This window comes from Reticulibacter mediterranei, assembly GCF_016587455.1.
Genome location: NZ_BNJK01000002.1, coordinates 562,084 through 576,225 on the forward strand (window position 1 = coordinate 562,084; position 14,142 = coordinate 576,225).

Consider the following 14,142-nt stretch of genomic DNA (forward strand, 5'->3'; position numbering starts at 1 on the left):
AAATAGTGAGGTAAAGTCACCATGCCAAATGGGTATACAGCACAACAGTTTCGTTGTCTGGTCTGCATACTGCTCCTGTTTTCAGGTCTCTTTTATTATCAAGGCGTCTTGATCTGACTTGGTTTACTTGGTTGATAGTACTTGACCGCAAGTGTTATGAGGGTGTCGGAAGGATAGATATGTTTGGCTCAATATTTTCTGGCACCAGGACGCGTGTCATTCCTCTTCCTGAGAATGTTTTTACGCTGTTTTCGTCTCGCTAATGATAACACTCTGGACACTCAGTCTATTCCCTCTCCTCCCTGATATATTTTAACGACCGAGTGCAAGGTTCTAGAACTCCTGGCTAGTAAATCTGGACTAATTTCCTGGTTTTTTGCTGCCTTTTTCACAATTTTAATGGATTTTTAATGCGGACATTGACGCAATCCCCCCAGGTATGCTATGCATAAAGAGAAAACGCATGGCAATGTGTAAATATTCCAGGCAGTAATATTTCTGATCAGGAAGAAGGTTTGCTCCGGTGAAAAAAGTACTGGCTGAGCGTGAAAAGGCCACCTTCTGGCGAACCAATGTTTCGGGCGGTCAGCAACTCAGCGATCAGCAGCAGCAAATCGCGCTTTTGCGTGCAACCTATGTCACTCATACGTTTGTGCCCCATATGCACGAGACGTTTGCTGTGGGCATGATAGAGCAGGGGACCGAGACCTTTCACTATCGTCGTGAGCAGCACGTTGCCCCCACCAGTTCAGTCGTTGCCGTCAATCCCGGCGAGGTCCACACCGGCAGCGCCTTTACTGAAGTTGGATGGAGCTATCGTATGTACTATCCTGATCCGGCGCTGTTTCAACGCATCGCCTCCGACCTGTCCGGGCGGACCCGCGATGTGCCATTTTTTCCACAGCCTGTAATACCTGATAAACAGATTGCTCAACGTTTGCACCTGCTCCACAGCGTGCTGGAGACCTCGAACTCCCTGCTCGAACGCGAGTCGTTGCTGTTGACCACGTTTGCCGATCTGATTGCTCGCCACGCTGAACAACCCGCGCTCTCCGCACGCGTCAGGGTCGATCATCGCGCCGTTCAGCAGGTACGCGACTATCTCCATGCTCATCTCTCCGACAATGTTTCACTGGAGCAGCTTGCTGGGCTGACTCAGATGAGCACTTACTATCTCCTGCGCCTCTTTCAACAGACAACCGGCCTTTCGCCACACGCCTATCTGATGCAGTTGCGTATCACCCGTGCCAAAGCGCTGCTACTAGCAGGGGTGCCGATTGCTCAGGTGGCCCTGGATATGGGCTTTGCCGATCAGAGCCATTTTACCCGCTACTTCAAACGCCTGCTTGGTGTCACGCCTGGACAGTACATGCCCCACCACAATATTATTCAAGACAACAGCCTCTATCTCTTCTAAACTATCAACATAGATCAATCATGAAAAAATGGCCCCCTTCGTAGTCGCTCATAATTGGAACATTCGGCAATGGAAAGGGAGATGGTGAGGGGCAGAATATGTTGGGTTCACCCGTAGCGACAAGGGGTGGTGGGGAGGGGCTGCGGGGGCCTTGCGCTTGCCGCCGTTGGGGTCTGGGAAACAAACAAACGATGTGGCGAGGGCGACAAGCACAAGGCCCCCACGTCCTCTCCCCACCACCCCTTGTCGCTACGGGTGGGGAGAATTCCTCGGCACATTTACCAGATGCTCCAATTATTGCTCGACTACGATATGTGAGAGAAGAGGAGCAATGTTTCTATGACGACATTACCTGCGGAAGAGCGGCATGGTCAAGCACGCTTTACGCTGGCTGGCGTTTTGTTAGGTGCGCGGCGTTGTTTGCCTGTTGCCGTCAGCGTGTTTGCATATGGACTCGTTTTTGGTGTGCTGGCGCGTCAATCTGGCCTCAGCCTGTGGGAAGTCTTGCTGATGAGCGCCTTTGTCTATTCGGGCACTGTGCAATTACTTGTGTTGAGCCTCTGGACGTACCCGCTGCCAGTCGGGGCTATTTTGCTCACCACGCTGATTGTGAGCCTGCGCAATCTCCTGATGGGAACGGCCTTGAGCCCCTGGTTCTCACAGATCCGGCGTTGGGAGGCGGCGGTGGCGCTCTTTTTCCTGGCCGATGAGAACTGGGCGCTGACAATGGACGAGTTCGCGCGTGGGGGGAACGATGCCGCTTTTCTACTGGGGAGTGGATTGGCGCTCTACGTGGCCTGGCTCAGTTCCACGCTGCTTGGGCGGCTCGCGAGCGGGATTGTGCCGGACCCGGCGCGCTTCGGACTGGATTTTGCGTTCACGGCAGTTTTTCTCGCTCTGCTCGTGGGATTATGGAAGGGTAAGTCAGACCTGTTACCCTGGATCGTTGCCGCTGCCGTCTCTCTCATCACCGCCCATTTGTTGCCCGATAAATGGTATATTCTCTGTGGCGCGCTCGCTGGTAGCCTGGCAGGAGTGATACGCGATGCTCGATAATATATTGCCCGTACTGACGATTCTAGGTATGGCGCTGGTCGTCTATGCAACGCGGGTGAGCGGTCCCTGGTTGTTGGGCCGCTGGCTCGATGCGCGCCCTGTCAGAACATGGCTGGGCTATCTGCCGGGAACGGTCCTGGTGGCGCTGGTGGCCCCGCTGGTCTTCGCAAGCGGCGTGGCTGAGGCGCTGGCATCCCTGGTAACGCTGCTGGTCGCCGTCCGCACACGCAATGTGCTGATCTCCATGCTGGTTGGCGTCGTGGTCGTCTGGGGGCTGCGCTTCTGGTTTGCATGATACAACGCCTGAACCAGCGTGGTTTTCATTTGCTATGGCAAGTCAAGCTTGATCCTCAGTTCTGATCTGGATGCGAGCTGTGGGCAAGATCGCCCATAGGATCATGCCAATATAAACAAGTTGCTCAGGAATGCGAAGCCAGAGAGGAGTTGCTGGCTCCCCAAGCAGTGGAATATTGTTGAGAGCAGCATAGATATTGGCGGGGAACATCCCGATCAACAGGAGGATCAAGCAGGTGCCAGCAGCACGTCTGGTCGTCGGGATGATCAGACCTACCGCGCCCAGGCATTCTAGAATGCCTGTAATAAAGACTATTTGTACTGGAAATGGGAAAAAATCTGGAACCATGTTGATCAAATCCTCCCTGACAGGAGAGAAAAAGTGGCTTCCAGCGGTAAAGACAAAGAGGCCTGCCATCGCATACGCCGCACAATTTTTCAAATCACCAAAAGCAGGGATGCCAAGCCCTCCAAGTCCAGCCATGATAAAAAATGCAACTGCCATGATAATAAGCGTCATGAGCATACTGATCAATGAAACCATAAGTTATATCTCTCTTTCCGTAAACAAGTAGTAATATCATTACTTAATAGCGTTAATTTAAGGGCAAAAAATTTTTCCCTCCGAATTGGTTTGCACATGTCACATTTCTTCATCGTTGACCTCTGCGTTTAACTTAACGCTGTTATTTTAACGCAGACAACGAAGCGTTGTCAAGATGATATACTGTATGTTCGATCTGAGAGAATATGCGTTGTTCAGCACATGTGAGATATACGGAGAAAATCAGGATGATGCATACAACAAACCCTTCGGATACCATCAATGAGAAGCCACCGACGTTGCGTCTCTGTTTCCCGCAATGGCAAGGTGCAGGTGTGGAATCCATCCGCTCTCTCTTCTCGGAGGTTCCCTTCGAGGAAGCTCGCAGAGGCTATGCAGTAGGAGCTGCCGTGCTGAATGCAGTGCTGCCAGAGCACAACGGTCCGACCGCCCTTGTTCCGGTCTCCTCTGGCACTTCTGGCCTGGGCAAGCAGGACGGGATCGAGGCAAAGGAGGCTGTAATTGCGCAATTGGCTGCGGCATTGGAGACGATAGGCCGCCATAGCCCTGGGCGAATTCTCACGCTAGGTGGAGAGTGCTCAGTGAGTGTGGCCCCGTTCTCCTGGCTGGCAGGACGCTATGGGAATGATCTGGCGGTCCTTTGGATCGATTCGCATCCCGACGTTGGCACTCCTGCCAGTCGCTATTCTGGATACCATGCGATGGCGGTTGCAGCTCTCACTGGTCATGGCGACCCGGATGTGCTTCGCCTTCTGCCTGCTACCATTGATCCAAATCGAGTGGCTCTTGTTGGTCTGCATTCCTGGACCGAAGACGATTTTCCTAACATCGACCGTTGGGAGATCAGATCGTTTCGCCCTGACGACCTTCACCGCTCCAGTCAACCTCTTCTCGATTGGCTCAAGGCGTCGGGATGTTCGCGGGTTGCCATCCATTTCGATGTTGATGTCGTGGATAGCAACGAGATCATCTTCGGTCTGGGTGCGGAGCCTGACGGCCTGATGAGCAACGAAGTGCAGCGACTCGTCGCAGATGTGAGTGCCGTTGCTGATGTGGTCGGATTGACTATTGCAGAGTTTATCCCACGTCAGGTCATCCGACTACAACAGGTGTTACGCAACTTCCCACTCATCAGTTCCTAATCATTATCGCTCCACTACGAACCACTTTACCGGTTTCGTTCGTGAAAATTCATAAATACCTGTTCTGCAAAGGTGCCAGCCGAATCATGCCCGTCGTATAGTCATACTAAAGAATCATGCAGAAAGGTGAGTAGCAACCGATTGAAGAAATCGGGATTATCCTGGTTGGCGTCGTGGTCGTCTGGGGGCTGCGCTTCTGGTTTGCATGATACAACTTTGGCGGAGATCCTCGATACCTCCACATAACAAGAAAAAGTACTATATTGCTCTCTTATGTAACATTTTCGTCACGGCCGCGATTTATCTGTGAGGATTGAATCTGGGAATTTTCGACAAATGATTTGAGCTGAGCTATGAGGGGTAAGGGCACATAGCAAGCTCAGAAGAGAAAGAGGTTGCAGCAAAGACGAAAGAAGAAATTGCACTACCTCACCTACCTGTCGAAAGCTCCCTCATCGAGCCTCGACACTTACATATCAAGGAGAAACTATTGAAACCTCTAATTTTTCGTGTTGTGGCGACATTTGTATGTTGCGCCGTTCTCGCGCTCTTTTTTGTCGCTGGTAGCCCAATCGCATCAGCTGCCACCCAACATGCGACTTCATCGACGCATGTTTCTTCTATAGAGAAAAGCCTGCGCTCAGGCATCAATCCGACTAACTGTACGGGAGATTCCTTTCAGATTCTTTCAAGTACCTCTGGCACCTGGTGCTATGCCGGGAATGGTGACACGCCCGTAACCATTCCAAGCGTTACAGAAGTATGCAGCGGCGGTTACTTCGGAACCATTGATTTCCTGGGTGGTAATCACTTCCAGTGGCACCCAGGTGAATGCGAGGGAGTAGACTCTCTTACGGCTGTAAAGGTTTCTCTTGGTCCACCCGATCATCCACCAGCTTAGGCTATTCTAGCAGAACTGTCATAAATAAGTGATTCTGGTAGCACTTCTGAAAATAGCATGTTCAGAAGTGCTACTTTATACGTCTTATAGTCATTCTACAAAATCATGCAGGAAGGCGAGCAGCTCGCGATTGAAGAATTCGGGGTTGTCCTGGTTGGCGTTGTGGCCTGCGTCGGGGATCACAATGTAGCGACAGTTTGGCTCACGTTGCGCCCAGAGTGGTGCTTGCTGGGCAACATCTGTCAGCGCGTCCTGATCTCCACGCGTCAGCAGGAAGGGTACAGAGATGCGATAGCTGGCCTCTTCATGAAAGAAGGTGGGGATCGACCTTCTCAGAGCAGACCACGTTTCCGGGGGCGCACAGGCTTCCAGCACGTAGGCTTTGACTTCTGGCCGTACCGCTACAGTATTGGCGAGAAACTGCTTCAAATTCTCCGCTGGCACATCGTTGAGACCGATTTGTGCTCGCCTCTGCTCCAATGCCGGAGGAGCCTTTGCCGTGATGCAGTAAGCGCCGATAATCACGAGGGCGCTGACACGTTCGGGATGCAGGAAAGCCAGTTCTTGCGTGATATTTGCCCCGAACGATTGACCAATAAAACAGGCCCGTTGATAGCCAAGTTGATCGACGATGGCGAGTAGATCATCGACGATGGTACGCAGCGACAGCACGCCATCGATGCCGAGCGGTTGTGATTGTCCATGACCGCGCACATCCCAGAGCAGCACACGGTACTCGCTGGCAACGGCGGCAAGCTGGGCATCAAACATATGGTGATCCATCATGCCGCCATGCGTAAAAACGAGCAGTGGACGCCCGACTGGTCCCGCCAGCCAGTAATGAATAGTGGTTGTATCACGCGCGATCTGTTGATGGGTCGTTACGATGTCATTCATAAAATCATCCTTTTCTTAACTATCTATTCAGTCGGGGGCATCCGCAGAGTGCCCGCGCCCCAGATCTCGGCAACGCGCCCGTTCTCGATACGGAATATCTCCATGATGAGCGGCAAGGGCTGGCCTGGAGGTGTTAGTCTGCCATGTACGGTCACGCGCAACGCCACTTTATCTCCCTCCGCAATCAGATCTTCAACAACAAAACGCGTCTCCGGGTAGGTCGCAAACGTGTTTTGGAGTGCCTGGCGAGCCTTTTCGCTGCCCACTTCTCCCATCGCATGCCTGACGATATCAGGCGCAAACAATTGCTCCAACGTTGCAATATCCTGCTGATTAATAGCCTCGTAAACACGATATCCTAACGCCCTGTTGTCCTCTACAGACATAATAAAATCTCCTTTTATGTGCATGAAATATGCGTTATGAATGTCTTGAATGAGAATAACCAATTGATCCGGCAACGCCTTCCGTCGTAGTCGCGCGATTTATCGCGGGGGAGCCGATCACAGGCCACACCCGCGATAAATCGCGCGACTACGACGGAAGGATCACCATCATAAATCATTATGCTTTTTCTTCTGCCTGGGCGTCACGCAGATTGGCACGCAGACGTTGTAACGTACGTAGCGTGGTTTCCAGTTCCTCGCGCGGGATGCCTTCAAGCAGACGGAGTTGAAAGGCGGCGTGCGTCTCTTTCAGCCCGGCAACGATCTGTTGACCCGAAGGGGTGAGCGTGACCAGCGTATAGCGATTGTCTTGCGGATCAAGGCGACGGCTCACTATCCCTTCAGCCTCAAACTGCTTGACCAGTCGGGTTACGGTGGCTCCATCGAGCGCTAAACGCTGCTGTAATGCTGCATGGCTGATCTCACTCTGCTGCGACAAACTCGTCAACAATTGCAGCCGCGCCTGGCTCATGCCGATGTACTGACCATACGCCTGTTTCGCCTCCGAACAAGCATAAGAGAGTTGTTCAAAAAAAGTATCCTCAAAGGTTGTCATAACGTTCATTCCTGCGCGTATAATTGAAAGCGTGCCGTTTATCGGTGCTTCTTGATATTGTTTATATCATCAATCATTGATGTTGTCAAGAGTTGTGATTGCAAATGATTGATTACCGCCTCGCGTTGAAATGAAAGGATTCGTGATGTCATATTTGCCGCAATTGCTTGCACTGGCGGGCGTCTGGGCGATAGTGGTCATCAGTCCCGGACCTGATTTTGTTGCTACCATTCACCATGCCGTCTCGCGATCTCGACGCGATGGGCTGCTGGTCGCGCTAGGCATAGCCACCAGCACCACTATCTGGGTTGTTGTCAGTCTGGTTGGGTTAGGCGTTCTCTTTGCGCGTGTGAGCTGGCTGGTGGAGGTGATTCGGATCATTGGCGCGCTCTATCTCACCTATCTGGGCTGTAAGATGCTCTGGCATGCCCATCGTCATAAGCAGACCGATGAGCCAAAAGATACTACTGTTCGCTCTCGTTCCGCATGGCGCGTGGGATTTCTCACCGATATCAGCAATCCAAAGGCAGCTGCTTTCTTCGGCAGCCTGTTTGCCGTATTTTTGCCCGCTCATGCCGCGCTGGAACTACAGATCGCCAGCATATTTGTTGTCGTGCTGATTACCCTCTGCTGGTATAGTGCGGTGGCCTGCTTCTTCTCGCTGGAACCGGTCGCTCGCGGATATCGCCGCATCAAGCGCTGGATTGATTATGTCACGGGTGGCATTCTGGTTGCATTGGGCGTGCGACTGGCCGTGTCAAAATGAGGGAGGAGATAAATGGTGCGAGACGCATTAGTGCAGAGCGCTATTGATCACTGGCGACCCAGGTTTCTTGCCAATGGCATCGACAGCAACGATTTTCAGCGCGTCACCAACAGTGTAGAGCGTTGGGACGATTGGTGCCGTGCGTGGTCCGAGTGCGGAGCTATGCACGAACAGATGGGAGTCCAGGCTGAGGCGGAGCGGTGGTACGAATCGGCCTCCTACCACTATTTACACGCTGCGATGGCCTATCACTTCGGGAAGTTCCTGTTTGTGAAAAAGCCACAGGAACTACTGGTTGCCCATCGGAAAGCGGTTGAGACATATAAAAAAGCCTTGCCGTATTGTGAGGTGCCGGGCGAGCATGTCGCCATTCCCTATGAGGAAGGTGCCACGCTCTACGGCATCCTACGCAAGCCCTGGCACACGCCGAAGCCGCCGGTAGTGATCCTCATTCCGGGGCTGGATTCGGTCAAGGAAGAGTTGCATACCTATGGCGATGACTTTCTCAGGCGCGGCATGGCGGTACTGGCTATCGACGGTCCGGGTCAGGGCGAAATGGAGTTCGAGCATCCCATTCGCCACGATTATGAGGCGCCCATTCGCTATGCCATCGATTATCTTGAGCAGCGCAACGATGTCGATGCCGGTCGCGTTGGCCTGATGGGAGTGAGCTTTGGCGGTTATTACGCGCCACGAGCCGCCGCCTACGAGCCACGCGTCAAAGCGGTTATCTCCAATTGTGGCCCATACCGATTCGTCAACACCTTTGAGCGCCTGCCACAATTAACGCGTGATGCCGCTATTGTTCGCAGCAAATCGCGAGACGAAGCGGAGGCGCGGGCAAAGCTGGCGGCGTTTGATCTGCAAGGTGTGATGTCTCGCATCACATGTCCCTTGCTGGTCATCATGGGACGGCTCGACAGGCTAATCCCTCCGCCAGACGCCGAACGGATGGTGCAGGAAGCCGCTGGGAAAGCCGAACTATGGATGTTTGAGGACGGCAACCACGTCTGCAACAATATTCCCTACAAACATCGACCCCAGCAAGCGGATTGGATGCAGCACAAATTGCTCTTTATGAATTAAGTGAATACCCAGTCGTAGTGGAGCGATGTATCGCGGGGGAGATCACACGACAAGCATTCCGCGATACATCGCTCCACTACGACTCTGTCAATCTTCATCGCCCCTGCCATATCCGGTCACCTCCCGGAGAATTTCATGGATGCCCCAACGATGAAGGTTGACAGAGTACTACGACTGGGTATCTCATGAATCTATTGGGCTCAGCCCTTTACAGGTGGCTTTGAGTCAGCGGTTTTCTCAGGATCATCAAATGAATTTTTTGCAGGCTTATCAGCATGTCCTACCGCGTCATCGTATGAGGGAGGTTTTAACTGATCAATCGCTTCCTGATGTTTTGCGGCGATGCCTTTCCACGCTTCCCCATGTTCAGACAGCATCGCCGTAAATTTCTGATCCAGAATCGTAAATGCTCTGTGAGGCTCCACGTCTGCCAGAGAATCCATTACATGTACCAGGCGACTTCTTTTTTCCTTTGCCAGGCTGCTTTCTGCCTCAGTGCCGCTATTAGCTATCGCTTCTTCAATCTCCTGGATCTGAGAGGTATGTAATTTAAGTAGTTCTTTCAACTGTGCATCTTCTAATTCTGTTATCTTTCCCTCAATTTCAGGAGGGAGCGCAGACCCTGAATCTTCCCTGAGCTTTTGATATTGATCTTTAAGATCTGTTACCGCCCTGGCATACGCATCTCCGCTTGCTTTAGTGATACCTGTTAATTGTGTATCAGCCTGCATTTCATCATCTAACCCTAATAATTTATCTAATTTTTTTATCGTACTATCTTTTAGATCACTCCAACGGGAAGTGTTGGCGTCGTGACCCTTTGGAGTCTCCTGAGCCTCTTGAGACCCTTGAGATTGCTCAGGTTTTTCCTTACCAGAAAGGTTTTCAAATCCTCTTTTGCCCACTGTGGCAAACTCCTTTCTCCTGGCCGATGATCCTCAATCTATTTCTCTCTACTCATTAGTCTACTGTTGTCAATGCCTGTTCTTGTACCCACGAAGGGACAATGCGGTCGATAATGAGGATCTCATCGCCACTCATTGGCAGGTCGCGGGAAGCCTCCTGAGAGAGTTTCACAATCCTTGTAAACATCGACTCCAGGATTGGAGGCAGCGAGAATTCTCTCTCATCGGGCTTGACTCTCACATGATGTCATCCTTTACAATGCTAGCAGTCAATATATATGGAGGAGAGAGAATGAACATCGGCGAACTTGCGCGTCGGACAGGTGTGAGCATTCGTTCACTGCGCTACTATGAGGAAAAACAACTACTTGCCCCGGAGCGTGGCGAGAACGGCTATCGCTCGTATGATGCATCTGCGATTGAGCGGGTGAGGGCGATTCAGTTTTACCTGGGCCTGGGGCTGAGTACCAACGAGATCCTTGACGTGGTGCTGTGCAGTGAACACGACTACGAGGCGGTCCCATGCGATGGAACGACGAATATGGTGATCTGCCCCGAAGAGATCGGGTTCTATCAGGACAAACTGGCGGAAATAGAGGCGCAAATCGCCTCGCTCGAAAAGGCCAGAAGCTACATCAAACAACGCCTGGATCAGACGCGCAAAGTCGCCTCCATGTAATGCTCTTTCCATAAAAGGAGCAAGTTGTTATGAGTGATGTGTCAATTATTGGATTGGGAGCAATGGGAACAGCCCTCGCTCATACCCTGTTAGCAAAAGGGCTGCGCGTCACTGTCTGGAATCGGACGAGCATAAAGGCCGGACTGCTGGTGCAAGAGGGCGCGATCCTGGCCTCCAGAGCGGTTGAGGCGATACGAGCCAGTGCCGTTGTGATCGTGTGCGTTCACGATTACAAGACAGCATACAGCATTTTAGAGACAGAAGAGGTACAGGCCGAACTTGCGGGCCGCGTCCTCGTCCAACTTGGCACGGGCAGTCCTCAACAGGCACGTGACCATGAGCAGTGGGCAAAGGAGCGAGGCGTTGACTATCTCGACGGTGCTATCGCCGCGACTCCCGTTCAGATCGGCAAGCCAGGCGCAACCATTTTCGTTTCAGGTGCCAGCTCTGCATTTCAGAAAAGCGAGTCGCTGCTCAAAATCCTGGCCGGAAATATCGTCTATCTTGGCGAGCAAGTCGCGGCTGCGTCGGCTCTGGATCTGGCGTTTCTCTCGTTTCTCTTTGGCTCGATGCTGGGCTTCTTCCATAGCGCACGCATTCTTGAAAGCGAAGGGCTGAGCGTGGCCTCCTTTGGCGCGATGATGACCGCGATTGCCCCGGCTGTCGGCGAGATGATGCGCCATAGTGCGGATGCCATTGCGACGGACGACTATGAGCAGCCAGAAAGCTCTCTCAAAATCTGTGCGGAGGCCGTCGAACTGCTTGCACAACAGGCTCACGAGGCGGGGATCAACGCCGAGTTCCCGCTGTTCGCCTCTGGACTCTTCGGGAGAGCGATAGCAGCTGGCTATGGCAACGAGAAAGCCGCCGCACTCATCAAGATCCTCCGGGTGGCCGCCTAGTGTTCTATAAAAGAGAGCAAGATCTTGTTTATTGCATCTGATAAACCAGAAATGTGAGAATAGAGGAGAATAGTATGGAAAATACGTATATTGGAAAGAAAGCGGTAGTGATTGGTGGCACAACAGGTATGGGGTTGGCTGTTGCCAATGCACTTCTAGCACGAGGAGCGGAGGTACTGTTGACCGGTAGAAATGAAAACAACCTGGCAGCAGTGAGCAAAGGATTGGGAGCACGAGCGCATGTGGTGCGTTCTGACATCGCGAACATGACCGAGATCGATGCGCTGGGTACGCAGGTTGAAGAGAAGTTGGGACGGGTCGATTTTGTCTTTATCAACGCTGGTGTTGGCATATTGGAGCCGTTCGGATCGGTCACTGAGGCTACATTCGACCAGACTTTCAATATCAATACAAAGGGAGCATTTTTCACAACTCAGCGCTTGCTGCCTCTTGTGCGCGATGGCGGTTCGTTTGTCTTCACCTCGTCCATAGCGGACGGCAGAGGAACACCGGGCATGAGCATCTATGCTGGATCAAAGGCGGCTCTCCGGGCATTTGCACAGGTGTTGGCGGCAGAACTGTTGCCCCGACGTATTCGCGTCAACGTGGTCAGCCCTGGCTTTATCAAAACCCCAACGATGGGGGCTGCGGGCCTGTCAGAAGTAGAGAGGGCGACCTTTGAGCAATTGGGGGACAGAATCACTCCCATGCAACGTCACGGCACCGTTGAAGAGGTTGCGCAGGCTGTCCTCTTCCTCGCCTTCGATGCGACCTTCACCACCGGAACCACGCTGTTCGTCGATGGTGGCCTCGCGCAAGGTCTCACGCCGCCGCGCCTGTAGCTTGCAATCAGTGTTGGTGATAGAGAACAGGTCTTCATCATAGCTTGCAAGAGGGTGGAGGTCTGTTCTCCTGGTGACAGAAAAATGTTATGGATTTCGTGAGGTCCTAGCCGACGACCAATGTATTGGAATGTGGGGCTTGACTTTGCCGTTACGTCAAACGATATGCTGTGCATGAAGCTCATACAATTCCTACAAACGTGCTGGCATATCGTTAGGTAATGTCTGGATAAGCACTATTCGTGAAATGTATTGGTAAAGGAAAAACACGATGGAAACGATCATACTTGGGACACAATTTTTCGCAAATCTCCTTTTGTGGATCGGTCTCTCTCTGGTAGCCGAGCGAGCACCCATTTCCGCCTTTCAAAAACGGTTTGTGCAAATGACGAGTGCAATACTCTTGATTGTCTGGTTTGCAGCTATCTATCTCCTCGCTGAGAACGGCTTTTTCCTCGCAACTGGAGCCATTCCTCTCGTGCTTATTATCCCATTCACTGTTGGGTTTTTCCTGTTTTTCTCACAAACATTTAGAAAGCTGCTGTCTGTAACGCCCATGCACTGGATTATTGGCTTTCAAGTGTTTCGGGTATTAGGGAGTCTGCTTCTCATCGGGTATGTTCAAGGCCTGCTGCCAGGTATTGCTGCTCTTCCTGGAGGAATTGGTGATGTCACCACGGGTCTCACCGCCCCACCGGTTGCCTATTGGTTCTACAAAAAAGGGAAAGGTGCACGACTCATCGCCTACATCTGGAATAGTTTTGGCGCACTTGAATTGATCAACGCGCTTACTATCGGGATTCTTGCTCAAACTCCTCTCATTAAGAGTGAGCCGAAAGCCGCACTACTTGGGATTTTGCCGTTTGTTTTGTTTCCTGCATTTACTCTCCCTCACTCCCTTTTACTACACGGATATACCTTCTGGCTGCTTGGGAAAAGAAGAACGGAAAAGGGCACGCCTCGTTCTCGCATGCCAATGTACAACATGTCGGTAGAAGGGGCCAAATAGGGAGGGGCAGGCCATTGATGGTGCTATGAAAAGCGTGATGAGCGATTAGAGCAACATCGCTATCACGGCTTCCGCCGAAGAGGGCAGCCGTTGCGATTGCCCGACAAGAGAGCTGGCAATCTCGCTGAGATGTGAGCCGGTCTTGTCGCACAGCACAAACGCATCAAGCGATGATGGACTCGTCGGCCACGAGCGCACGTTGTCGATGTCTGAGGCCGGGAGAAAGCGAAAATCCACGCGCAACGGAACGGGATCGGCCGCAAAGATGGTCCAGGCGATGGTGTTATCCTCGTCGGGATCATAAGCTAGAAGCAGTCGCCCAAATTGCTGTGTCCATTGTCGCCATTCTCGCCGAAACACATCAATATCTGTATCGCGAATAAAGAGAAAGACATCCAGGTCCGACCACTGATCGACGCGATCTTCGGCCCCTGAACCGCCCTCCACAAGACCAACGACGCGTTCGTCGCACCGGACCGCTGCTAAAAGAGCTTGCCGCAAGCTACTTCTTGCATCATACGAGGTCATATCTGAGCCTGCTTTCATTATTGGTGCATCGGGCAAATGGACCAGGGAGAGAGATGGTTCCCCTCCAACCGTAGCGACAAGGGGAAGGGCGGTTGGGGACGCGGGGGCCTTGCGCTTGTCGCTGGTGGGTCACGCGGGAATCGGGAAACCA

At 52.3% G+C, this 14,142-nt stretch carries 18 protein-coding genes; 11 read left to right on the forward strand and 7 right to left on the reverse strand.

All coding sequences use genetic code 11. The features are described 5' to 3' along the window. Nucleotides 1–523 precede the first annotated feature (523 nt). From K3T83_RS40695 to K3T83_RS40705, 3 genes are all read left to right on the forward strand, one after another. Complete coding sequence (locus tag K3T83_RS40695) at nt 524–1,417, forward strand: AraC family transcriptional regulator (protein ID WP_220208869.1); 894 nt, start codon at nt 524–526, stop codon at nt 1,415–1,417. A gap of 339 nt (nt 1,418–1,756) precedes the next feature. Next, complete coding sequence (locus tag K3T83_RS40700) at nt 1,757–2,473, forward strand: AzlC family ABC transporter permease (RefSeq protein ID WP_220208870.1); 717 nt, start codon at nt 1,757–1,759, stop codon at nt 2,471–2,473. Continuing rightward, the gene (locus K3T83_RS40705) at nt 2,463–2,768 is read left to right on the forward strand and encodes an AzlD family protein (RefSeq protein WP_220208871.1); all 306 of its coding nucleotides are present in this window, start codon (nt 2,463–2,465) and stop codon (nt 2,766–2,768) included. The genes K3T83_RS40700 and K3T83_RS40705 overlap by 11 nt, the downstream gene beginning before the upstream one ends. A gap of 42 nt (nt 2,769–2,810) precedes the next feature. Here the strand turns inward: K3T83_RS40705 and K3T83_RS40710 are convergent, their stop codons facing one another. Then, a complete protein-coding gene (locus tag K3T83_RS40710) occupies nt 2,811–3,311 on the reverse strand; it encodes a DoxX family protein (protein ID WP_220208872.1) in 501 nt (166 codons plus the stop codon). 248 nt (nt 3,312–3,559) lie between these two features. Here K3T83_RS40710 and K3T83_RS40715 point away from each other — a divergent pair, with 248 nt between their 5' ends. After that, the gene (locus K3T83_RS40715) at nt 3,560–4,474 is read left to right on the forward strand and encodes an arginase family protein (RefSeq protein WP_220208873.1); all 915 of its coding nucleotides are present in this window, start codon (nt 3,560–3,562) and stop codon (nt 4,472–4,474) included. Nucleotides 4,475–4,964: 490 nt separating this feature from the next. Next, nucleotides 4,965–5,375, forward strand: a complete 411-nt coding sequence (locus tag K3T83_RS40720) for a hypothetical protein (RefSeq protein ID WP_220208874.1) — start codon at nt 4,965–4,967, stop codon at nt 5,373–5,375. Nucleotides 5,376–5,465: 90 nt separating this feature from the next. Here the strand turns inward: K3T83_RS40720 and K3T83_RS40725 are convergent, their stop codons facing one another. From K3T83_RS40725 to K3T83_RS40735, 3 genes are all read right to left on the reverse strand, one after another. Next, the gene (locus K3T83_RS40725) at nt 5,466–6,272 is read right to left on the reverse strand and encodes an alpha/beta fold hydrolase (RefSeq protein WP_220208875.1); all 807 of its coding nucleotides are present in this window, start codon (nt 6,270–6,272) and stop codon (nt 5,466–5,468) included. A 23-nt stretch (nt 6,273–6,295) separates the two neighbouring features. Further along, nucleotides 6,296–6,658 carry an ester cyclase gene (locus tag K3T83_RS40730; RefSeq protein WP_220208876.1) on the reverse strand — a complete coding sequence of 121 codons (363 nt, stop codon included), beginning with the start codon at nt 6,656–6,658 and terminating at the stop codon, nt 6,296–6,298. A 178-nt stretch (nt 6,659–6,836) separates the two neighbouring features. Next, on the reverse strand, nt 6,837–7,274 hold the full coding sequence (locus K3T83_RS40735) for a MarR family winged helix-turn-helix transcriptional regulator (protein WP_220208877.1): 438 nt from the start codon (nt 7,272–7,274) through the stop codon (nt 6,837–6,839). Between the two features lie 145 nt (nt 7,275–7,419). Here K3T83_RS40735 and K3T83_RS40740 point away from each other — a divergent pair, with 145 nt between their 5' ends. Both K3T83_RS40740 and K3T83_RS40745 read left to right on the forward strand, forming a co-directional pair. Next, nucleotides 7,420–8,040 carry a LysE family translocator gene (locus tag K3T83_RS40740; RefSeq protein WP_220208878.1) on the forward strand — a complete coding sequence of 207 codons (621 nt, stop codon included), beginning with the start codon at nt 7,420–7,422 and terminating at the stop codon, nt 8,038–8,040. A gap of 12 nt (nt 8,041–8,052) precedes the next feature. Next, entirely contained in the window at nt 8,053–9,126 is a 1,074-nt protein-coding gene (locus K3T83_RS40745; protein ID WP_220208879.1) for an alpha/beta hydrolase family protein, read from the forward strand. Between the two features lie 200 nt (nt 9,127–9,326). Here K3T83_RS40745 and K3T83_RS40750 read toward each other — a convergent pair whose 3' ends face one another. Further along, nucleotides 9,327–10,031, reverse strand: a complete 705-nt coding sequence (locus tag K3T83_RS40750; RefSeq protein WP_220208880.1) for a hypothetical protein — start codon at nt 10,029–10,031, stop codon at nt 9,327–9,329. A 55-nt stretch (nt 10,032–10,086) separates the two neighbouring features. Continuing rightward, nucleotides 10,087–10,272, reverse strand: a complete 186-nt coding sequence (locus K3T83_RS40755) for a hypothetical protein (RefSeq protein ID WP_220208881.1) — start codon at nt 10,270–10,272, stop codon at nt 10,087–10,089. 51 nt (nt 10,273–10,323) lie between these two features. Between K3T83_RS40755 and K3T83_RS40760 the strand changes: the two genes are divergently transcribed. The 4 genes from K3T83_RS40760 (at nt 10,324) to K3T83_RS40775 (ending at nt 13,463) form a co-directional block, all read left to right on the forward strand. Next, nucleotides 10,324–10,710, forward strand: a complete 387-nt coding sequence (locus K3T83_RS40760) for a MerR family transcriptional regulator (protein WP_220208882.1) — start codon at nt 10,324–10,326, stop codon at nt 10,708–10,710. A 29-nt stretch (nt 10,711–10,739) separates the two neighbouring features. Then, the gene (locus tag K3T83_RS40765; protein WP_220208883.1) at nt 10,740–11,612 is read left to right on the forward strand and encodes an NAD(P)-dependent oxidoreductase; all 873 of its coding nucleotides are present in this window, start codon (nt 10,740–10,742) and stop codon (nt 11,610–11,612) included. Between the two features lie 74 nt (nt 11,613–11,686). After that, nucleotides 11,687–12,454, forward strand: a complete 768-nt coding sequence (locus K3T83_RS40770; RefSeq protein WP_220208884.1) for an SDR family oxidoreductase — start codon at nt 11,687–11,689, stop codon at nt 12,452–12,454. Between the two features lie 271 nt (nt 12,455–12,725). Continuing rightward, entirely contained in the window at nt 12,726–13,463 is a 738-nt protein-coding gene (locus K3T83_RS40775) for a DUF8737 domain-containing protein (protein WP_220208885.1), read from the forward strand. A gap of 45 nt (nt 13,464–13,508) precedes the next feature. Here K3T83_RS40775 and K3T83_RS40780 read toward each other — a convergent pair whose 3' ends face one another. Then, nucleotides 13,509–13,991 carry an aminoglycoside 6-adenylyltransferase gene (locus tag K3T83_RS40780; RefSeq protein WP_220208886.1) on the reverse strand — a complete coding sequence of 161 codons (483 nt, stop codon included), beginning with the start codon at nt 13,989–13,991 and terminating at the stop codon, nt 13,509–13,511. Nucleotides 13,992–14,142: the final 151 nt, after the last annotated feature.